This is a genomic window from Streptomyces sp. MGP-BFMKR1 (assembly GCF_057766585.1).
Genome location: NZ_CM173408.1, coordinates 1,278,160 through 1,298,712, shown reverse-complemented (window position 1 = coordinate 1,298,712; position 20,553 = coordinate 1,278,160). Strand labels below are relative to the sequence as shown.

The following is a 20,553-nucleotide window of genomic DNA, read 5'->3' as shown; positions in this document are numbered from 1 at the left end:
CCGCCCCGCTGGGCGGCCCGGCCTGGCCGATGTGTCCGCCGCCCCACCACGTGCGCCCGGCGCGCCGCTCCCCGACGGGGACGCGGCGCGCCGGGCGCTTTCGTGGATCGGGGCCCGTACGCGGACCGTCCCGTACGCGGACCGTCCCGAACGGGAACCGGGGCGTACGGGGAGGCGGGCGGCGCGGGTCTAGGCGCCGGCCTGCCCGCGCTCCTGCTCCGCCTCGACCTGCTGGTTCCACTCCTGCTTGGCCGCCTGCCAGCCGTCCTCGTTGTGGCCGAGGCGCCAGTAGCCGGAGATCGACAGCCGCTCGCGCGGGACCTGGTGTTCGACGCGCAGCTGGCGGCGGAGTTCCTTCACGAAGCCGGCCTCGCCGTGCACGAAGGCGTGCAGGTCGCCGGGCGGGAAGGCGAGGTCGCGTACCGCCTGGGTCAGCTTGGCGCCGACGCGGGCGCCGTCGCGGTGGAGCCAGTGCACGGTGGCGCCCGGCACCTCGGCCAGCGGCTGGCGCTCGGCCTCGTCCGCCACCTCGATGAACACGTGCGCCGGCGCCGGGTTCTCGCTGGCCGCCAGCCGTTCCAGTGCGGCGGCGATGGCGGGCAGCGCGCTCTCGTCGCCGGCGATCAGGTGCCAGTCGGCGTCGGGGGAGGGGGCGTACGCGCCGCCGGGGCCGAGGAAGAAGATCTCCTCGCCGGCCTTAACGCTGGTGGCCCACGGTCCGGCCACGCCCTCGTCGCCGTGCACCACGAAGTCGACCGCCAGCTCGCGGCTGACCGGGTCCCAGGTGCGCACCGTGTAGGTGCGGGTCACCGGCCACTGGTGGCGCGGCATGTCGGCGCGGATCTGCTGGATGTCGAAGGGCTTGGGGTAGGTCACGCCCTCGATCGGGAACAGCAGCTTGACGTAGTGGTCGCTCCACTCGCCCGCGCTGAAGTTCGCCAGCCCCGCGCCGCCGAGCACCACGCGCACCATGTGGGGGGTGAGCCGCTCGGTGCGGATCACCTGTCCCCGGTGGAGCTGCGGCTGCTTGCGGGCCGGACGCTCTGTCACGATGCCTCCTGGGAAAGGGAAGTTAGGTTTACCTAACCTAACAGCTTACCTCGCGAGAATGGCGAGCACCCTGCTCAGCGACGTGCCCAGGCCCCAGCGCTCGGTCAACGCGTCCAGCGCGGCGGGGTGGCGCGGGGCCGTGGTCAGGGCCGGGTCGAAGGCGGGGAGCGGGACGTCGGTGGCGACGCGGACCACGCGCGGCGCGACGGCGAGGTAGTCCGCGGCCTCGGCCAGCCGCCGGCGCTGGGTGGGGGTGAGCTTGGACGTCGGATCGGCCGCGGCGGCCGTGATGCCGGCGAGGTCACCGTAGGCGGCCAGCAGCTTGGCCGCCGTCTTCTCGCCGATGCCGGACACGCCCGGCAGGCCGTCGCTGGGGTCGCCGCGCAGCAGGGCCAGGTCCGCGTAGCCGGAGCCGTCCACGCCGTACTTCCCGCGCAACCACGCCTCGTCCACGGCCTGGAGCGTGCCCACGCCCTTGAGCGGGTAGAGCACGCGGGCCCGCCGCTCGTCGCTGACGAGCTGGTACAGGTCGCGGTCGCCGGTGACGATGTCCACCGGCCCGCTCGCGCGCGTGGCGAGGGTGCCGATCACGTCGTCCGCCTCGTAGCCGGCCACGCCGACCCGGGCGATGCCGATGGCGTCCAGCACCTCCTCGATCACCGGCACCTGCGGCGCGAGGGTGTCGGGGACCTCCTCCTCGTAGTCGCCCGAGTGCGGCACGTGCTCGCCCTGCGGCGCGGCCGGCTCGTCGGCGACCCGGTGCGCCTTGTACGAGGGGATGAGGTCGACCCGCCACTGGGGCCGCCAGTCGGCGTCCATGCAGGCGACCAGGTCGTCCGGGCGGTGGTCGTCCACCAGGCGGGCGATGAAGTCGAGGAGCCCCCGCACGGCGTTGACCGGCGTGCCGTCCGGGGCGCGCACCGAGTCGGGCACGCCGAAGTAGGCGCGGAAGTACAGGGAGGCGGTGTCGAGGAGCATCAGGCGTCGGGTCACGGCCCGATCATGCCGTACCGATCAGACGGGCGGCGCTTGTGAGGTGGGACACAAAGGGTTTGCCGCGGGACCTTCCGGGGAGGCGCCGTCCCGGAGCGGACCCTGTAGCGCATTCAACTATTGCATTGGGCACGTGGTCAGGCGGGCCGAAACCGCCCGCTCCACGACCTGTCTCTCGCCCCCGGCGGGAAGCCCCCACCGGGGGCTGGGTCGTTTCTTGAGTTCGACCCGAGAGGTGTATGTGTCCAGGCTGCGAGCCGAGCACTTGTACAAGGTCTTCGGTAGACGACCGAAGGCGGCCGTGACCGCCCTGGAGGGCGGTGCCAGCCGTGACGAGCTGCGCTCCCAGGGGACGACGGCGGCCGTGATCGACGCGTCGTTCGCCGTCGAGGCGGGCCAGATATTCGTTGTCATGGGACTGTCCGGATCGGGCAAGTCGACCCTGCTGCGCATGTTGAACGGCCTCCTTGAGCCGACCGCGGGGCAGGTGCTCTACGACGGCACGGACCTGACCCGGTTGAGCGCGCGCGAACTGCGCGAGGTGCGCTCGCGGAAGATCAGCATGGTGTTCCAGCACTTCGCGCTCTTCCCGCACCGCAGCGTGCTGGAGAACGCGGCCTACGGGCTCGAGGTGCAGGGCATACCCCGCGCCGACCGCGAGGCGCGCGCCAAGGAGGCCCTGGAGCTGGCCGGCCTCGCCGGCTGGGAGAACTCCTGGCCCGACGAGCTCTCCGGCGGCATGCAGCAGCGCGTGGGCCTGGCCCGCGCGCTGGCCACCGACGCCGACCTGCTCCTGATGGACGAGTCGTTCAGCGCGCTCGACCCGCTGATCCGGCGCGACATGCAGGACCAGCTCCTGGAACTCCAGAAGCGGCTCAAGAAGACCATCGTCTTCATCACCCACGACCTCAACGAGGCCATGCGACTCGGCGACCAGATCGCCGTGATGCGCGACGGCCGGATCGTCCAGATCGGCAACGCGCAGGACATCCTGGTCACCCCGGCCAACGACTACGTGGCCTCCTTCACCCAGGACGTGGACCGCTCCCGGGTGCTCACCGCGGGCGCCATCATGGCCGAGCCCGCCAGCGCGCTCGCCGGCACGGACGGCGCCGCGCCGCGCACCGCGCGCGAGGTGCTGGCCGCGGCGCCGGCCACCGTCCTGGCCGACACCCCGATCATCGAGCTGTTCGCGCCCTGCTCGGCCAGCTCCGAGCCGGTCGCCGTGGTGGACGAGGCGGGCGAGCTGATCGGGCTCGTGCCGGCCGCCCGACTGCTGGCCGTACTCGGCGAGCCCACCCAGACCGCCGAGCCCACCGCCGCGCCACCGGGCCCACGCCTGAGCAAGGACGCCGCGGACCGGGGCGCTACGGACGAGAGTGACAAGAGCGACACGGGCAAGGGTGACGTGAACAAGGACACCGCGCAGGGCTCTACGGGCAACGGCACGGCCGAGGGCAAGGTGACCGCGGGTGCCTAGGCTCGACATCGGCAAGTGGATCGACTCGGGGATCACCTGGCTCCGGGAGAACCTCGACTGGCTCTTCGACTTCATCGCCAAGGTCGTCGACGGCATGTACGAGGGCGTGCACGACGTCCTGTCCGCGCCCGAGCCGCTGCTGTTCGCGGGCATCCTGGCGGTCATCGCCTGGTGGCTGCGCGGGCTGGTCGCGAGCGTGGTGGCCTTCGCGGGCTTCGCCCTCATCGACTCGATCCAGCAGTGGGACGAGGCGATGGAGACCCTGTCGCTGGTGCTGGTCGCCGGCTTCATCACCATCGTGATGGCGGTCCCGCTCGGCATCTGGGCCGCGCGCAGCCGCACGGTCAGCACGATGCTGCGGCCCGTCCTCGACTTCATGCAGACGATGCCCGCCTTCGTCTACCTGATCCCGGGCATCTTCTTCTTCGGCGTCGGCGTGGTTCCCGGAGCCATCGCCACCATCGTCTTCGCGATGCCGCCCAGCGTGCGGATGACCGAACTCGGCATCCGCCAGGTGGACGAGGAACTGGTCGAGGCGGCCGAGGCGTTCGGCACCAGCCCGCGCCGCACCCTGGTGCGCGTACAGCTCCCGCTGGCCCTGCCCACCATCATGGCCGGCGTCAACCAGGCCATCATGCTGGCCCTTTCCATGGTCGTCATCTCCGGCATGGTCGGCGGCGGCGGGCTCGGCTCCTCGGTCTTCGAGGCCATCAGCTCCGTCGACGTGGCCCTCGGCTTCGAGGGCGGCCTCGCGGTGGTCATCCTCGCGATGTACCTGGACCGCATGACCGGCGCGCTCGGCGAGCGGGTCTCGCCGCTGGGCCGCCGCGCCATCGCCAAGCGCAACGCCGCCGCCACCAGCGGCCTGGCGGTCCTCCAGTGGCGGCCGGCGACCTCGCTCGCCACGGTCGGCGTCGTGGTGCTCGCGCTCGTCGCGGGCGGCATGAACGTCTTCGGCGAGGACGAGAAGGGCCCCGAGGTCACCGCCGACGTCGGCAAGGGCCGCTCGCTGAACATCGGCTACATCAACTGGGACGAGGGCGTCGCCTCCACGTATCTGTGGAAGGAGGTCCTCGAACAGCGCGGCTTCAAGCCCAAGGTGCAGTCGTACGAGGTCGGCGCGCTCTACACCGGCATGGCCGCGGGCGACATCGACGTGCAGACCAACTCCTGGCTGCCGGTCACCCACGAGTCGTACTGGAAGAACTACCGCGACAAGCTGGACGACCTCGGCTCGTGGTACGGGCCGACGTCGCTTGAGGTCGCCGTCCCCTCGTACGTCAAGGGCGTCAAGACGCTGGAGGACCTCAAGGGCAAGGGGGGCACCTTCAAGGGCAAGATCATCGGCATCGAGCCCGGCGCGGGCGAGATGAAGCTGATGAAGGACAAGGTGCTGCCCGGCTACGGCCTGGACAAGGAGTACAAGCTCGTCAGCGGCTCCACCGCCGGCATGCTCTCCCAACTGGAGCGCTCCTACGCCAAGCAGGAGCCGGTCGCGGTCACCCTCTGGTCGCCGCACTGGGCGTACAGCAAGTACGACCTGACCAAGCTGAAGGACACCAAGGGCGCGTTCGGCTCCGGTGACCGCCTGCACATGCTGGCGCGCAAGGGCTTCGCGCAGAAGGAGCCGCAGGTCGCCGAGTGGATGAAGGGCTTCAAGCTCGACGAGAAGCAGCTCACCACGTTGGAGCAGGCGATCCAGGACGCCGGCAAGGGCAACCAGCAGCAGGGCGTGCGCGCCTGGCTGGAGAAGAACCCGGGCATGATCGACAAGATCGCCCCGGTCGCCGGCGCCGAGGCCAAGGGCAAGCAGGCGGGCGCCGCGCCGCGCATCGGCTACTTCCCGTGGGACGAGGACATCGCCACCACCTACCTGTGGAAGAACGTCCTGGAACGCCGCGGCTACAAGCCGTCGATCAAGCAGTACGACGTCGGCTCGATGTTCACGGGAATGGCGGCCGGTCAGATCGACGTCGAATTCGACGGCTGGCTGCCGGTGGCCCAGAAACAGTACTGGGACAAGTACAAGCACAACCTCGTCGATATCGGCGCGTGGTACGACAAGACCTCGCTCGAACTGGCGGTGCCCTCCTACGTCAAGGACGTGAAGTCCCTCGCGGACCTCAAGGGCAAGGGCGACAGGTTCAAGGGCAAGATCGTCGGAATCGAGCCGGGCACCGGCCAGATGAAGCTGCTCAAGGACAAGGTGCTGCCGGCGTACGGCCTGGACGAGGAGTACGAGGTCACCAGCGCCGGATCGCCCGCGATGCTGGCCGAACTGGAGCGCTCGTACAAGAAGCGCGAGCCGATCATCGCCGTGCTGTGGACCCCGCACTGGGCTTACAGCAAGTACGAGCTAACCAAACTCGCCGACCCGAAGAAGGCGTTCGGCGAGAACAACGAGATCCGCTCGCTCGGTCACAAGTCCTTCCCGAAGAAATACCCGGAGTTCTACGGGTGGTTGAAGGAATGGCACATGACCGAGAAGGAACTCGCCGGCCTTGAGGCGTCCATTCAGGACGCCGGCAAGGGCAAGATCGAGGAGGGCGTGCAGAAGTGGATGGACGCCCACCCCGGAATCGTCGACAAGATGGCGCCGGTGAAGTAACCGCCCACTGAACCCGCCCCGCGGCACGGCCGCTCACGAGGCGGCACGGGGCGCCGCGCACCGCGCGCGGTCGCCCCGTGCCGCAGCCGCGGGGCCTCCGCACGCCGCCGTGGCCCGGAACACTCCGGGCCACGGCGGCGCCGTACGGTGGGGCGCATGCCTGGACCCAGCCGACCCGCAGGCCCCGACCGATCCCCCCGTCCCGACCGCCCCGACCGCCCCGACCGTTCCGACCGCCCCGCCCGTCGCCCGGCCGTGCGGCGGGTGGTCTCCCTCGTGCCCTCGCTCACCGAGGCGGTGGCCGTCACCGCCCCCGGGCTGCTGGTCGGCGCCACCGACTGGTGCAGCCACCCGGCCGACCTCGCGGTGGAGCGCGTCGGCGGCACCAAGAACCCGGACACGGCGCGCATCGCGGCCCTCGCCCCCGACCTGGTCATCGCCAACGAGGAGGAGAACCGCGAACCGGACCTGGCCGCCCTGCGCGCCGCCGGCCTCGACGTCTGGGTCACCGAAGTACGCGGCCTTGAGCAGGCGTTCAGCGAACTGCACCGGGTGCTCGTGGACGGCTGCGGGCTCGCCAGGCCCGACTGGCTCGACGCGGCCGAGCGCGCCTGGCACCAGGTGGCCGCGGACGCCACCGGCCAGCGGCGCAGCGCCGTGGTGCCGGTGTGGCGCCGGCCGTGGATGGTGCTCGGCCGCGACACCTTCGCCGGCGACCTCCTGACGCGCCTCGGCGTCCACCAGTTGTACGCCGACCACGCCGAGCGCTACCCCCGCGTCCCGCTGGAGGAGTTGCGGGCCAGCGGCGCCGACCTGGTGGTGCTGCCCGACGAGCCGTACCGCTTCACCGTTGACGACGGACCCGAGGCGTTCCCCGGCCTGCCCGCCGCGCTGGTCAGCGGGCGACATCTCACCTGGTACGGGCCGTCGTTGGCGCAGGCTCCCACGGTGCTGGCCGAGGCGCTGCGGCGGGCCCGCTGAACCGCCGGCCGCTCAGCGGGGGTCCGCGTACGGGCGCGGCCGGGTACGCCGGCGCGGCCGGACACGCCGGCGCGACCGGTCGCGGGCCGAGCCGGCCCTAGAACCGGGCCCGGGCCGGGGACGCGGCCGGCGCCGCGGGCAGGGCGGCGGCCGGGGCCGGGCCCGGGGTCAGCGGCGGCGGCAGCAGGGCGCCGCTCACGACGCCGCGCGCGGTGCGCGCCAGCGCCACCCCCCAGGCCGCGACCAGCACCGCGTACAGCCCGACCGCCAGCCACCGCAGCGCCGCCAGCTCCGTGTGCCGGGCCAGCCCGGCGGCGCCGGTCACGCAGGTGCCGACCGGGAACGTGAACGCCCACCAGGTCATCGCGAACGGCATGCCGCGCCGCGCGGCCCGCACCACCAGCGCCCCGGCCAGCACCAGCCACCACAGCGCGAAGCCCATCACCGGCACGCCGTACAGCAACGCGAAGCCGGCCAGCGCGCTCGCGTGGTCGGCGCGCAGGGCGCCGGGCGCGGCGTCGGCGAGGTGGGTCACCGCGGTCGTGGACTGCCCCAGCGGCCCGAGCACCAGGAACAGCGTCGGGGTGAGGGCGAGCGCCGGCGGCCCGTACCGCAGCAGGCCGGCGACGATGGCCGGCAGCAGCACCAGCGTGCCCAGCAGGCTGAGCCCGAACTGCGCGTAGCAGACCAGCAGCAGCGCGGCCCGCCACTGGCCGGCGGGCAGGTGCGAGGCGAACGCCGGGCCGGTGGCGGCGGCCACCATCGGCGCGACCACCGGCAGCAGCCACACCGGCGAGGCGTCGCGCGGGCCGACGCGGTGCCGGGTGATCAGCAGGTACGGGATGCCCGCCGCGGCCAGCAGGCCGACCACCGTGCCCACCACCCACAGCGCGCCGGCCACCGCGACGGCGGCCCCCGTGCCGACGAGGTCCCGGCCGACCGCGAGGGTGCCCGCGCCGACCGCGAGCAGCGCCATCGCCAGACACCCGTAGAAGGGGGCGACGGCCGGGTCGAGCAGGTGCGCCCGGGCCTGGTCGGCGTGGCGGGCCCAGTGCCCGGCGCGCGCGACCAGCAACGCCACCAGGAGCAGCGCCGACAGCACCCACACGGCGCCGCACGCCGCGCGCAGGCCCGGCACGTCGATCGGCAGGGCGACGCCGGCCGTGGCCACGATGGCCGTGCCCATGACGGTGGCGTACCAGTTCGGCCCGAGCGGGCGCACGCTGATCCGGTCGGCGATGAGCGGGCGCGGGCCCGCGGGAGCGAGGGTGACCATGCCCCCACGGTGCCCCGCCCGCACCGCGCTGACCAGGGCCCCTGTGGCTATGAGGGCATAAGCTGAAGTTATGACACAGGGCGGTGGCGGGACCGGTGATCCAGGCACTGACGGGGGAGCGGACGCCCCGCGGACGCCGCTCGCCCACCGGGTGCCCGACCTCGGCGCCCTGGAACTGCTGCTCGCCGTCGCCCGGCTCGGCAGCCTGGGCCGCGCCGCGCGGGAGACCGGCATCAGCCAGCCAGCGGCGAGCGGCCGGATCAGGGCCATGGAGCGGCAACTCGGCGTCACCCTGGTGGAGCGCTCGCCGCGCGGCTCGCGGCTGACCGACGCCGGGACGCTGGTGACCGAGTGGGCGCGACGCGTCGTCGAGGCGGCCGAGGCGTTCGACGCGGGCGCGCACGCGCTGCGCGACCGCCGCGACTCGCGGCTGCGGGTCGCGGCGAGCATGACCATCGCCGAGTACCTGCTGCCCGGCTGGCTGATCGCGCTGCGCGCGAGCCGGCCCGGAACCGCGGTGTCGCTGTTCGCGGGCAACTCGGCCGTCGTCGCCCGCCGGCTCCAGGACGGCGAGGCCGACCTGGGCTTCGTGGAGGGTACGGGGGCGCCGGCCGGACTGGACGGGGCGGTCATCGGCCGGGACCGGCTCGTGGTCGTCACCGCCCCCGCCCACCCCTGGGCGCGCCGCCGCGGCCCGGTGCCGGCGGCCGAACTCGCGGCCACCCCACTCATCCTGCGCGAACGCGGCTCCGGCACCCGACAGGTGCTGGACGCGGCGCTACGCGCGCACGGCGGCCTCGCCGACCCGCTGCTCGAACTGGCCTCCACCACCGCCGTCAAGTCCGCCGCCGTCAGCGGCGCCGGCCCCGCCGTCCTGAGCGAACTCGCCGTGGGCGACGAACTGTCGGCGCACCGCCTGGTGGAGATCCCGGTCGACGGAGCACCCTTGCGCCGCGAACTGCGCGCCATCTGGCCGATCGGCGAACGCCCGGCGGGCCCGGCGCGGGAGTTGCTGAGCCTGACGCGGCGGGGCGGGTAGTGGGGCGGGTGGTAGTGGAGCTTGGTGAGGTGGCAGCGGCGCCCGACCTGGCGGACGGCCGCCGGGACGCGCGACGGACCGAGCGCGGCTCAAGACCGCCTTGCCCGGGGCGCGTTGATCCTCCTAGCGTCATGATCTCGGGGCGACGGCGGGGGGCCGTGACATGAACCCGGTCGCGAAACGGGAACCCACACGCGAAGACGTGATCGCCTGCTGGGTCGGACTGGTCGAGGGCCGAGTGCGGCGCGATCAGGCGCACGCCTGGGCTGCGCAATGGGTGAAAGCGGAAGAGGCCGATGTCCGTGCCCCACTCGTGCGGTCCGCTCTGCCGCGCCCGCACGGGTCCGACATGATCTACGTGAACGCGCAAGGGCATGTTGTGCGCTACGGAGGTCAGGGGGAGCCCGTTTACTCCATCACCGAAATCGCTTCCGCGCGGGAACAACGGCGCCAGGACCGCGCGGCGTTCGACAGCGATCCGGCAGACGTTCCTGATCGCAGGCGGGAGGCGGCGCGAGCCTGTCGGCGCCGCCAGGCTGAGGTCTGACGCGATGGGCTTTCCCTCCGCGCCAGGCCACCGGTTTCACGAGACGCAGAACCTGCTGCGCGCCTATGGCCAGACAGGAAACTCGTTCACCGACACACCGGACACGCCGGGGCCCGCGTTGCGGGGCTTTCTGCGCGTCGTCACGCGCTTCCCCGCGCGAGGCACGCGCCTTCTGCGGGAACTCGACGACCTGCTGACGGTCGGACTGTTCTCGCCCGAGATCGCCGACGAGGTTGATCTGATGCCGCGCGTACGTCCCACAGAGGGCAGAAGTGTCGAGGAGTCCCTGAGTCTGGTGCGAGATCACGTGCGGGCGGCGCTGCGAAACCCCGAGCGATGGGCTGGATCGGGGCCGGAGGAGCGCTGGGAATGGGGCGAGTTCTTCCCCGCGGTATTTCAGTTGCTCGGCGCCTACTTCCACCAGGATTTCTCGTACGAGTACGTGTCACATCGCGAGGCCATTGAGGACTACCTGGCCGGGAGCACCCGGGAGGAACTCGGGCGGGCCTTCACCGAGCTGTCCGAGGTGCTCGCCGTGGCGGGGTCTGACGAGGAGCTCGACCAGGCGGCCCGGGCCCTGGGCATGGAGGTGAGTCCGCCGGAGGGCGAGACGCTGCGGCAGTGGCTCAACGGTGTGGCCTCGCTCATTCACCGCCACGCACAGGGCTAGGCCGCCGGCACGGGCGCGGTCCCACCCGCCGCCTCCACCAACGCCCGCATCAACCGGTCGTCGTCGCCCGCCTCCGGGTGCCACTGCACCGCCAGTGCGAAGGGGCGCGGCTCGGTGAACTCCAGGGCCTCCACGGTGCCGTCGGCCGTGTGGGCCGAGGGGGTGAGGTCCGGGGCGACGCGGTCCACCGCCTGGTGGTGGTAGGTCGGCACGCTCACGGGGGTGGGCAGCAGGCGGGCGGTGAGGGTGCCCGGGACGGGGGTGACCTCGTGTCGGGCGAACTGTCCGGGTGGGCCGGCGTGGTGCGGGTGGCCCACCACGTCCGGCAGGTGTTGGTGCAGGGTGCCGCCCTGGAGGACGTTGAGCAGTTGCAGGCCCCGGCAGATGCCCAGCAGCGGCAGGCCGCGGTCGAGGGCCGCCGCGATCAGGGCCAGTTCCCAGGCGTCGCGGGCCAGCGCGGGCGGGCCCGTCCTGGGATGCGGCTCGGCCCCGTAGCGGGCGGGGCGCACGTCGGGGCCGCCGGCGATGACCAGGCCGTCGAGCCGGGCGACCGCCTCGTCGGCCGCGCCCGGCGCCCCGTCCGGTGGCAGCAGCGCGGCCAGGCCGCCCGCGCGCTGCACGAGTTGGTGGTACCCGGCCGGCAGCAGCGCGGCGGGCAGGCGCCACACGCCCCACCGCGCGTCGTCCTCCAGGTAGGTGCTGATGCCGATGAGCGGCTTGGCCACCTCGTCCTCCCGGTCAGTCGCGGGCCAGCGCCGCCTCGGCCTCCGCGAGGGCCGCGAACTCCTCCTCGGGTGCCGACGCCACCAGCCGGTGCCTGCTATAGCACGCGAAGTAGACCAGCGCCACGCCGTACACGCCAAGGGCGATCAGCGCCGCCCGCGGGTCGACCAGGAACGTCGCCACCAGCGCCGAGCAGGCCAGGACCAGCGCGACCGAGGAGGTCAGCACGCCGCCCGGGGTGCGGTACGGGCGGCGCAGCCGGGGTTCGCGCCAGCGCAGCACGACGTGGGACAGGGCCATCAGGGCGTACGAGATGGTGGCGCCGAAGACCGCCACGTTCAGCATCCGAGCCCCGTCCCCGCTCGCCGCCGCCAGCGCGAAGCCCAGCGCCCCGGGGACCACGAGGCCGAGGTAGGGGGCCTTGCGGCGGTTGGTCAGGGACAGGACGCGGGGCAGGTAGCCGGCCCGGGACAGGGCGAAGAGCTGGCGCGATCCGGCGTAGATCAGCGAGAAGAAGGAGGCGACCAGGCCGGCGAGCCCCGCGTAGTTGACGATCCGGCTCGCCGTGGTGGGCTCGCCGTGCGGTTGGAGCGCCTGTACCAGCGGGTCGCCGACGTCGGCGATGACGGCCGCGCCGCGCGCACCGGTCGCCGTCACGAAGGTGACGAGCGCGAGCACCAGCAGGATGCCCAGCGACCAGGCCATCGCCCGTGGCAGGGTGCGCGCCGGGTCGCGGGTCTCCTCGGCCGCCAGCGGCACCCCCTCGACGCCGAGGAAGAACCACATGCCGAACGGGAACGCCGCCCAGATGCCCAGGATGCCGAACGGCAGCCAGGAGCCCGCGCCGAAGGCGTCCTGGTCGACGGGGATGTCGTTGAGCGAGCCCGCGGAGAACTCCGTGGCCGCCGCGCACGCGAAGACGACCAGCGCGGCCACGGCGACGGCGGTCACCGCCAGGATGAACCGCAGCGCCTCGCCCACCCCCCACAGGTGGATGCCGACGAACAGGACGAAGCAGGCCAGGTAGACGGGCCAGCCCGACTCCAGGCCGAAGAGGCCGAGCGACTCGACGTACTCGCCGATGAACAGCGCGATGGCGGCGGGGGCCAGCACGTACTCGATGAGGATCGCGGTGCCGGTGAGGAACCCGCCCCAGGTGCCGAGCGCGCGGCGGGCGAAGCCGTAACCGCCGCCCGCGGTGGGGAGCACGGACGCCAACTCGGCCAGCGAGAACACCAGGCAGGTGTACATCAGGCCCATCAGGACGGCGGCGATGGCCAGGCCGCCGAAGCCCCCTTCGGCCAGGCCCGCGTTCCAGCCGGAGAAGTCGCCCGAGACGACGTACGCGACGCCGAGCCCGGTCAGCAGCAGCGGGCCGGCGCTGCCCCGGCGCAGGGAGCGCCGCTCCAGGTACGCCGCGGCGCGCGGGTCCGCGTCCGCGCCCTCGCCCGCCTCCGCCGCGCGGGCAGCGGGCACGGCCGGCGGGAGCGTGGGGCCGTGAGCCCGCCGCGGTCTCTCCGGCTCGTCGCCGCCCGCGGGTGAGGTGGTCAGCTCAGGTTCGTCGGCCATGGGCCGCTCCCGCCTGCCGGAGGAAAGGTGTGACTGCATACCTTTGCGGTCCCGCTCGCGGATGCGCAAGACCCACGCACGGGCTGTGGGCGGGCGCCGGCCGCCCGCCCGCCGAACCCGCGCGCCCCGGCGTACGCGCCGCCCGCCCGCGCCCGCCGCGCCGCCGCCCGATCCCGCGGCCTCCCACAACGGCCGTGCCCCGTACGGCTGTTGAGCGCGGGAAGCCGGCGCGGTGGCTAGGACAGGAATCCGCGCAGCAGCGCCGCCGTGCCCGCGCAGTGCTCGCGCATGATCTCGCGGGCGCCGTCCGCGTCGCCGTCGAGCACCGCATCGGCGAGCGCGGCGTGTTGGGCCTGCGAGTGCTCCACGTTCCGCACCAGCAGCGGAATGCAGTCGAGCAGGTCGTTGAGGCGGGCCCGTACCGCCGCGTACTCGGCGGCGAGCGAGGGGGAGCCGGAGAGGCCCGCGAGGGCGAGGTGGAAGAGCGTGTCCGCCCTGCGGTAGTCCTGCGGGGCCGCGTCGCGCGTGCCGTCCAACGCGGCCCGCACCCGCCGCCGCTGCTCCGGGCCCAGGTCGTGGGCCGCGCACAGACCCGCCGAGCCGACGTCCAGCACCTCGCGGAAGCGCAGCGTGTCCTCCACGTCCACGTCCGCCCCCCGGCGCCGCAACTCCGCCCGCGGGCCGCCCGTCGCCGGCCTGGCCAGCACGAACGTTCCCCCGTACCGGCCGCGTCTGCTCTCCACCAGTCCCTGGTCCTGGAGGACCTTCAACACCTCGCGCAGGGTCACCCGGCTGATCCGCAGGCGCTCGGCCAACTCCCGCTCGGATGGCAGCCGTTCGCCCTCCGGGACCAGGCCGAGCCGCACGACCTGGAGTATCTGTTCCAGCGCCTCCTCGAAGCCGTTGCCGGCGCGCACCGGCCGCAGCACCGGTGCCAGCTGGGTCAGTCGCGCGGGCCCGTGCGGCAGCGCGCTCTCCTGTGCGTTCGTCCCGGTGTCCATCGACCCGCCCTCCCGGCCACGGCTACTTCCCAACCAATGGTCTACGGGCCTACCTTATGACCTTCGGACGCACCGACAGGAGGCACGCCCGTGGCAGTTCGCACGCCCCCGCTCTCGGTCGAGGAGTTGCGCAGGCTCGTGGCAGCCGGCGAGATCGACACCGTGGTCCTCGCCTTCACCGACATGCAGGGCCGGCTCCAAGGCAAGCGGTTCGCGGCCCGGTTCTTCCTCGACCAGGTGCTGGAACACGGCACGGAGGGTTGCACGTACCTGCTCGCCGTCGACGTCGACATGAACACCGTGGACGGCTACGCCATGTCCTCCTGGGACCGTGGCTACGGCGACTTCGCCATGCGGGGCGACCCGGGCACGCTGCGCCGCATCCCCTGGCAGCCGGGCACCGCCATGCTCATCGCCGACCTCGGCTGGCACGACGGCGCCCCGGTGCCCGCCTCGCCCCGCCAGGTGCTGCGCCAGCAGCTCGACCGGCTCGCCGAGCGCGGCTGGAGCGCCTACGTGGGCACCGAGCTGGAGTTCATGATCTTCCAGGACAGCTACGAGGAGGCGTGGGACGCCGCGTACCGTGGCCTGACCCCGGCCAACCAGTACAACGCCGACTACTCCGTGCTCGGCACCGCCCGGGTGGAGCCGCTGCTGCGGCGCATCCGCCTGGAGATGGACGCCGCCGGCATGACCGTGGAGTCCGCGAAGGGCGAGTGCAACCTCGGCCAGCACGAGATCGCCTTCCGCTACGACGAGGCGCTCACCACCTGCGACCAGCACGCCATCTACAAGACCGGCGCCAAGGAGATCGCGGCCCAGGAGGGCAGCGCGCTCACGTTCATGGCCAAGTACGACGAGCGCGAGGGCAACTCCTGCCACATCCACCTCTCGCTGCGGGACGCGGACGGCCGCCCCGTGCTCGCCGACGACAGCGCCCCGTACGGCATGTCCGCCACCATGCGGCACTTCCTGGCCGGCCAACTCGCGGCCATGCGCGAACTGACCCTCCTCTACGCCCCCAACATCAACTCCTACAAGCGCTTCCGGCCCGGCTCCTTCGCGCCCACCGCCGTCGCCTGGGGGCCCGACAACCGCTCCTGCGCGCTGCGCGTCATCGGCCGCGGCCCGGGGCACCGGCTGGAGAACCGGCTCCCCGGCGGCGACGTCAACCCCTACCTCGCCGTCGCCGGCATGATCGCCGCCGGGCTGCACGGCGTCGACCAGGAGCTGGAACTGCCCGAGCCCGTCACGGGCAACGCCTACGCGAGCGACGCCGAGCGCGTGCCCGCGACCCTGCGCGAGGCCACCGACCTGTGGCGCGGCAGCGCCCTCGCGCGCACCGCCTTCGGCGCCGAGGTGGTCGAGCACTACCTGCACATGGCGCACGTCGAACAGGAGGCGTACGACACCGCCGTCACCGACTGGGAGCGCTTCCGCTCCTTCGAACGCATGTGAGGAGACCACCGTTGGCAGACGCGGAGTTCCCGACCGAGCACCAGGTCATCAACCCGACGACCGAAGAGGTCATCGCCACCGTCGCCGCCACCACCCCGCACCAGGTCACGGCCGCCGTGGCGCGGGCCGTGGCCGCCCAGCGCACCTGGGCCGCGCTGGCCCCCGGCGAGCGCGCCCGGGCGCTGCGCGCCTTCGCTCAGACCGTCGACCAGCACATCGAGGAACTCGCCGACATCGAGGTACGCGAGGCCGGCCACCCCGTCGGGAACGCGCGCTGGGAGGCCGGCAACGCCCGCGACCTGCTCGACTACGCGGCCGGGGGAGTGGAGCGGCTGCTGGGCCAGCAGATCCCCGTCCCCGGCGGCCTCGACGTCACCTTCGCCGAACCGCTCGGCGTGGTCGCCGTCATCGCGCCGTGGAACTTCCCGCTGCCGATCGCCGCCTGGGGCCTGGCCCCCGCGCTCGCCGCCGGCAACGCCGTCCTCCTCAAGCCCGCCGAGGCCACCCCGCTCAGCGCGCTGCGGCTGGCCGAACTCGGCCGCGAGGCCGGGCTGCCACCCGACCTGTTCCAGGTGCTGCCCGGCGCGGGACCGGTGGTGGGCACCGCGCTCGTGGACCACCCCGACGTCGCCAAGGTCGTCTTCACCGGCTCCTCCGCCGTCGGCCGACAGCTCATGGCCCGCTGCGCGCCGCGGGTGAAGCGACTCACGCTGGAACTCGGCGGCAAGAGCCCCAACATCGTCTTCGCCGACGCCGACATCGAACGCGCCGCCCGCGCCGCCCCCGCCTCCTTCCTCGACAACAGCGGCCAGGACTGCTGCGCCCGCAGCCGCGTCCTGGTCCAGCGCTCCGTCTACGACCGCTTCCTGGAACTCCTCGAACCGGCCGTCCAGGACTTCCGGGTGGGCGACCCGGCCGACCCCGCGACGGAGATGGGCCCGCTGATCTCCGCGGCCCACCGGGAGCGCGTGCGCTCCTTCGTCACCGAGGACGCCCCCGCCGCCATCCGCGGCCGGGTCCCGGACGGCAAGGGCTTCTGGTACCCGGCCACCGTCCTGGAGGCGGCGCCCGACAGCCGGGTGGCCACCGAGGAGGTCTTCGGGCCGGTCGCGGTGGTGCTCCCGTTCGAGGACGAGGCCGACGCGGTACGGCTGGCCAACGCCACCGACTACGGCCTCGCCGGCTCCGTGTGGACCCGCGACGTGGGCCGCGCCGTCCGGGTGGCCCGCTCCGTCGCGGCAGGCAACCTCTCCGTCAACTCCCACAGCAGCGTGCGCTACTGGACCCCGTTCGGCGGCTTCAAGCACTCGGGGCTCGGCCGCGAACTCGGCCCCGACGCGCTCGCGGCCTTCACCGAGACCAAGAACGTCTTCATCAGCACCGAGGAGAACTGACGTGACCGACACCCCGGCCCCGGCCGCGCGCCCCTCGGCCGCCACGAGCGCTCCCGTCTGCCGCCGCCTGGTGGACCGTACGGCCGTGATCACCGGCGCGGGCAGCGGCATCGGCCTGGCCACCGCCCGCCGGCTGGCCTCCGAGGGCGCGCGCGTGGTCTGCGCCGACATCGACGAACGGGCCGGCGAGGCCGCGGCCGACGAGGTCGGCGGCCTGTTCGTGCGCGTGGACGTCACCGACCAGGACCAGGTGGAGGCCGCGTTCCGGGCCGCGCACGACGCCTTCGGCTCGGTGGACATCGCCTTCAACAACGCCGGCATCTCACCGCCCGACGACGACTCCATCCTCACCACCGACCTGGCCGCCTGGCAGCGCGTCCAACAGACCAACCTCACCTCGGTCTACCTGTGCTGCAAGGCGGCCCTGCCCTACATGCGGGCCCAGGGCAGGGGCTCGATCATCAACACCGCCTCCTTCGTGGCCGTGGTGGGCGCGGCCACCTCGCAGATCAGCTACACCGCCTCCAAGGGCGGCGTCCTCGCGATGTCGCGCGAGCTGGGCGTGCAGTTCGCCCGCGAGGGCATCCGGGTCAACGCGCTGTGCCCGGGCCCGGTGAACACCCCGCTGCTCAAGGAGTTGTTCGCCAAGGACCCCGAGCGCGCGGCCCGCCGCCTGGTGCACGTGCCCGTCGGCCGGTTCGCCGAGCCGGAGGAGATCGCCGCCGCGGTGGCCTTCCTCGCCAGCGACGACGCGTCGTTCGTCAACGCCGCCGAGTTCCTGGTGGACGGCGGCATCGCCGGGGCGTACGTGACCCCGCTCTGACCGAGCCGACCCGAGCCGACCGGGCCCCGGTCGCGACGCGCCAGCCTCCCGCGCCGCGCGCGGAGTTGGCCCGCCGCGCCGCTGTCCCGCGCCCCGGGCTGGCCATAGGGTGCGGGGGTGAGCATGACGACACCTCCCGGCTGGTACCCCGACCCCGACCACCAGGGCCACGGGCCCGCCCCCGAGCGCTGGTGGGACGGGGCCGGGTGGACCGAGGGGCGCCGCACCGCGCCCTCGGTGCACGACGCGCAGACCATGCTGTCGGCGCCGAGCGCGTACGCCTCCGCGCCCCCGTCCCCGGGCACGGCCCCGTACGGCCCGCCGCAGGGCCCGGCGCCCTACGGCCCCCCGCCGGGCTACCCGGGCGGGCCGCCGCCTGTGGGCCCGCCCGCCGGCCGTGGCCGGCGCGGTGCGGTGATCGCGGGCGTGGCCGCCGTCGTGGTCGCCGCCGTCGTCGCGGGCGTCATCGCCCTGCAAGGTGGCGACGACGGCGGCGACAAGGGCGACGAGGCCGGGCCGAGCCCCTCGCTCGGCGCGCCCGCGCCGAGCGAGGGTACGGGCGGCTCGGGCGACGACGGCGACGGCGCCTCCGGATCGCCGAAGGCACCGGGGGGCGACAGCCGGGTGGCCGTCGACCCGGCGAACGGCATCGCCGTGCCGATCCTCGACCAGTGGACCGCGTCCCCGCCGCACGCCGACGGCCTCGGCATCACCACCTCGCCCTACCCGTGCCCGGGCGACGGGGCCTCGCGCTGCGTGCGCGGCGGCGTGTTCACCTTCGGCGCCGCCGGCAAGGGCTACCGGTCCCAGACGCCCGAGGGCATCGCCCGGGAGGACATCGCGCGCAACGCCGAGGAGTCGTACGGCGCCGGCCAGAACGACGGCAAACCGGCCGCGTACGGCGGGCTCGACGGGCACCAGGAGCTCAAGGCGGAGGAGGTCACGGTCGCCGGCCAACGCGGGTACCTGGTGCGGTGGAAGGCGGACACCAAGAAGGGCGACGACGGCTACGTGCAGACCGTCGTCTTCCCCGAGCCCGGCCAGCCGGCGGCCGAGGCGGACCTGGTCGTCGTGCGGCTCGGCTTCGACGTCAGCTCCGCGGCCCCGCCGCTGTCGAGCATGGACGAGATCATCCGTGGCATCGAGCCGGCGACGGGCGACGGCGAGGGCGTGTGAGCCGGGTGGCGGCCCGCGCCGCGCGGGCCGCGCCCACCCCCTACAGGAACGTTTTACCTTCGCCGCGGTAGGTGGGCACCACGTCCACCACCCGCTCGCCGTCGATCAACTGCACCGCGTCGAAGCGCTCGCACAACTCCCCGGCCTTCGCGTGCCGGAACCACACCTTGTCCCCGATCAACAGGTCGTCGGCGGCCGGACCGAGCAACGGCGTCTGCACCTCGCCGGCGCCCTCCAGCGGGTGGTACCGCAGCCCGCGCGGCAGGTACGGCGACGGCAGCCGGTCCGCCCCCACCGCGCCCGAGGCCGGATAGCCGCCGCCGAGTACCGTCACCACGCCGACGCCTGGCCTGCGCACGACCGGCAGCGCGAACAGCGCGGCCGGGTGGCCGCGGAAGGACGTGTAGTGGTCGAAGAGCCGCGGCACGTACAGGCCCGAGCCCGCCGCCAGTTCCGTCACCGCGTCCTCCGCCGCGGTGTGCTGCACGCTGCCCGTGCCGCCCCCGTTCACGAACTCCAGATCCGCGACGCGCCGCACGGCCCGCACCGCCGCCGCCCGCCGCGCGGCCAACTCGCGCCGCGCGGCGCCCTGCAACAGCCGAATCGCCCGGGAACGCACCGGATGCCCGGGCACCGCGTCCCCGACGCCGGCGATGTGCCCCTCGTACGCCATGAGTCCGACCAGTCGAAAACCCGGCCGGTCCACGACCGTACGGGCGAGCGCGACCAGTTGGTCCGGATCGTGCAGCGGCGAGCGCAGCGCCCCCACCCGCAGCGCGCGGCCGAGCCGCAGCGAGGTGTCCAACTCCAGGCAGACCCGCACCTGTTCGGTGCCGCCCCGCGCGGCGTCGATCGCGTCGAGCTGGGCCGGGTCGTCGACGGTCACGGTCACGGCGGCGGCCAGCTCCGGATCGCTGGTGAGCGCGGCGTAGCCGGCCCGGTCCGCCGACGGGTAGGCCAACAGCACGTCCTGGAAACCGGACCTGGCCAGCCACAACGACTCGGCCAGCGTGAAGCTGAGCACGCCCGCGAACCCGTCCTGCCGCAGCGCGCGCTCCAACAGCGCGCGACAGCGCACCGACTTGCTCGCGACACGGATCGGCTTGCCCCTCGCCCGCTGCGCCAGGCTGCGCGCGTTGGCGTCGAACGCCTTGAGGTCGACCACCGCGAGCGGGGCGTCAAGGTGGGCCGTCGCCCGGTCGAGACGGGCCCGGTCGGTGCTCGGATACGACATGGAGGCAGCTTGCCAGAGGTCATTACCGCTGGGTAGTCGAGCGCCCGGTGCGAACGGTGCCCGACGCCCCGTAGAGTGTCGCGCACGCCGTGACCGGCAGGTCAGCGGCGTGCTGTCCACATACGAACCGGCCTGTCCCGAAAGGCGATCGGGTGGTTCGACCACAACGGTGTCGAAGGGTGCGAGGGGGTGCAGGTGGGCGCCGACGCGGAGCACGCACGCGCCTCCCGCCCCGCACCACCCGCCCCGCCACGACCCCAGGCCGCGCCGCGCCCCCCGGACCGCTCCGGCCCGGTGCCCGCGCCCCCGCCGCCCCGCTCGGGCGGCCGTACGAACCCCGGCGCGGCCCCGACGGCGATCAGCGGCCCGCTGGTGGCGCCCCCGCGACCGCCGCTGCCCCCCGGCCGCCCGCCCGCACCGCGCCCACCGCAGACGCGGCCCGCCGGCGGCCCGCCCCCCGCGCCACCGTCCGCCACCCCGACGTCACCGCCCGGGCCGCCCGCCCCCCGCGCGCAACCCCCGACGACCGGC

The 20,553-nt window shown here is 73.8% G+C and carries 17 protein-coding genes; 10 read left to right on the top strand and 7 right to left on the bottom strand.

Features of this window, described 5'->3' with window-relative positions:
- Window positions 1-189: 189 nt before the first annotated feature.
- Both AC3CHW_RS04935 and AC3CHW_RS04930 read right to left on the bottom strand, forming a co-directional pair.
- Window positions 190-1,050 (bottom strand): siderophore-interacting protein, encoded by an 861-nt coding sequence (locus tag AC3CHW_RS04935; protein ID WP_459247318.1) that lies wholly within the window; start codon window positions 1,048-1,050, stop codon window positions 190-192.
- Window positions 1,051-1,095: 45 nt separating this feature from the next.
- Complete coding sequence (locus AC3CHW_RS04930) at window positions 1,096-2,028, bottom strand: 5'-3' exonuclease (protein ID WP_488470965.1); 933 nt, start codon at window positions 2,026-2,028, stop codon at window positions 1,096-1,098.
- Between the two features lie 256 nt (window positions 2,029-2,284).
- On the opposite strand from AC3CHW_RS04930, the gene AC3CHW_RS04925 reads away from it, so the two are divergent.
- The 3 genes from AC3CHW_RS04925 (at window position 2,285) to AC3CHW_RS04915 (ending at window position 7,112) form a co-directional block, all read left to right on the top strand.
- Entirely contained in the window at window positions 2,285-3,523 is a 1,239-nt protein-coding gene (locus tag AC3CHW_RS04925; RefSeq protein ID WP_488469677.1) for a quaternary amine ABC transporter ATP-binding protein, read from the top strand.
- Window positions 3,516-6,131: an ABC transporter permease/substrate binding protein gene (locus tag AC3CHW_RS04920; protein WP_398610963.1), complete on the top strand. Its 2,616-nt coding sequence runs from the start codon at window positions 3,516-3,518 to the stop codon at window positions 6,129-6,131. The genes AC3CHW_RS04925 and AC3CHW_RS04920 overlap by 8 nt, the downstream gene beginning before the upstream one ends.
- Before the next feature lie 156 nt (window positions 6,132-6,287).
- Complete coding sequence (locus AC3CHW_RS04915) at window positions 6,288-7,112, top strand: helical backbone metal receptor (protein ID WP_488469676.1); 825 nt, start codon at window positions 6,288-6,290, stop codon at window positions 7,110-7,112.
- Window positions 7,113-7,209: 97 nt separating this feature from the next.
- Here the strand turns inward: AC3CHW_RS04915 and AC3CHW_RS04910 are convergent, their stop codons facing one another.
- Window positions 7,210-8,388 (bottom strand): TDT family transporter, encoded by a 1,179-nt coding sequence (locus tag AC3CHW_RS04910; RefSeq protein ID WP_488469675.1) that lies wholly within the window; start codon window positions 8,386-8,388, stop codon window positions 7,210-7,212.
- A gap of 70 nt (window positions 8,389-8,458) precedes the next feature.
- On the opposite strand from AC3CHW_RS04910, the gene AC3CHW_RS04905 reads away from it, so the two are divergent.
- From AC3CHW_RS04905 to AC3CHW_RS04895, 3 genes are all read left to right on the top strand, one after another.
- A complete protein-coding gene (locus tag AC3CHW_RS04905; protein WP_488469674.1) occupies window positions 8,459-9,427 on the top strand; it encodes a LysR family transcriptional regulator in 969 nt (322 codons plus the stop codon).
- 163 nt (window positions 9,428-9,590) lie between these two features.
- Window positions 9,591-9,974, top strand: a complete 384-nt coding sequence (locus tag AC3CHW_RS04900) for a hypothetical protein (RefSeq protein ID WP_488469673.1) — start codon at window positions 9,591-9,593, stop codon at window positions 9,972-9,974.
- Between the two features lie 4 nt (window positions 9,975-9,978).
- The gene (locus AC3CHW_RS04895) at window positions 9,979-10,644 is read left to right on the top strand and encodes a contact-dependent growth inhibition system immunity protein (RefSeq protein ID WP_488469672.1); all 666 of its coding nucleotides are present in this window, start codon (window positions 9,979-9,981) and stop codon (window positions 10,642-10,644) included.
- Here AC3CHW_RS04895 and AC3CHW_RS04890 read toward each other — a convergent pair.
- The 3 genes from AC3CHW_RS04890 to AC3CHW_RS04880 form a co-directional block, all read right to left on the bottom strand.
- Window positions 10,641-11,369: a gamma-glutamyl-gamma-aminobutyrate hydrolase family protein gene (locus AC3CHW_RS04890; RefSeq protein ID WP_488469671.1), complete on the bottom strand. Its 729-nt coding sequence runs from the start codon at window positions 11,367-11,369 to the stop codon at window positions 10,641-10,643. The two genes, AC3CHW_RS04895 and AC3CHW_RS04890, sit on opposite strands and share 4 nt — an antisense overlap.
- Before the next feature lie 13 nt (window positions 11,370-11,382).
- The gene (gene eat, locus AC3CHW_RS04885) at window positions 11,383-12,936 is read right to left on the bottom strand and encodes an ethanolamine permease (protein ID WP_398610969.1); all 1,554 of its coding nucleotides are present in this window, start codon (window positions 12,934-12,936) and stop codon (window positions 11,383-11,385) included.
- A gap of 236 nt (window positions 12,937-13,172) precedes the next feature.
- Entirely contained in the window at window positions 13,173-13,937 is a 765-nt protein-coding gene (locus AC3CHW_RS04880) for a FadR/GntR family transcriptional regulator (protein ID WP_488469670.1), read from the bottom strand.
- A 90-nt stretch (window positions 13,938-14,027) separates the two neighbouring features.
- Here AC3CHW_RS04880 and AC3CHW_RS04875 point away from each other — a divergent pair, with 90 nt between their 5' ends.
- The 4 genes from AC3CHW_RS04875 (at window position 14,028) to AC3CHW_RS04860 (ending at window position 18,788) form a co-directional block, all read left to right on the top strand.
- Window positions 14,028-15,395, top strand: a complete 1,368-nt coding sequence (locus tag AC3CHW_RS04875) for a glutamine synthetase family protein (RefSeq protein WP_488469669.1) — start codon at window positions 14,028-14,030, stop codon at window positions 15,393-15,395.
- Window positions 15,396-15,406: 11 nt separating this feature from the next.
- Entirely contained in the window at window positions 15,407-16,789 is a 1,383-nt protein-coding gene (locus AC3CHW_RS04870; protein WP_488469668.1) for an aldehyde dehydrogenase family protein, read from the top strand.
- A 1-nt stretch (window position 16,790) separates the two neighbouring features.
- Entirely contained in the window at window positions 16,791-17,612 is an 822-nt protein-coding gene (locus AC3CHW_RS04865) for a 3-oxoacyl-ACP reductase (RefSeq protein WP_398610973.1), read from the top strand.
- Window positions 17,613-17,735: 123 nt separating this feature from the next.
- Window positions 17,736-18,788 (top strand): DUF2510 domain-containing protein, encoded by a 1,053-nt coding sequence (locus AC3CHW_RS04860; RefSeq protein ID WP_488469667.1) that lies wholly within the window; start codon window positions 17,736-17,738, stop codon window positions 18,786-18,788.
- Window positions 18,789-18,828: 40 nt separating this feature from the next.
- Here AC3CHW_RS04860 and AC3CHW_RS04855 read toward each other — a convergent pair whose 3' ends face one another.
- Window positions 18,829-20,022, bottom strand: coding sequence for an alanine racemase (locus tag AC3CHW_RS04855; protein ID WP_488469666.1), 1,194 nt, complete (start codon window positions 20,020-20,022; stop codon window positions 18,829-18,831).
- Window positions 20,023-20,553 lie beyond the last annotated feature (531 nt).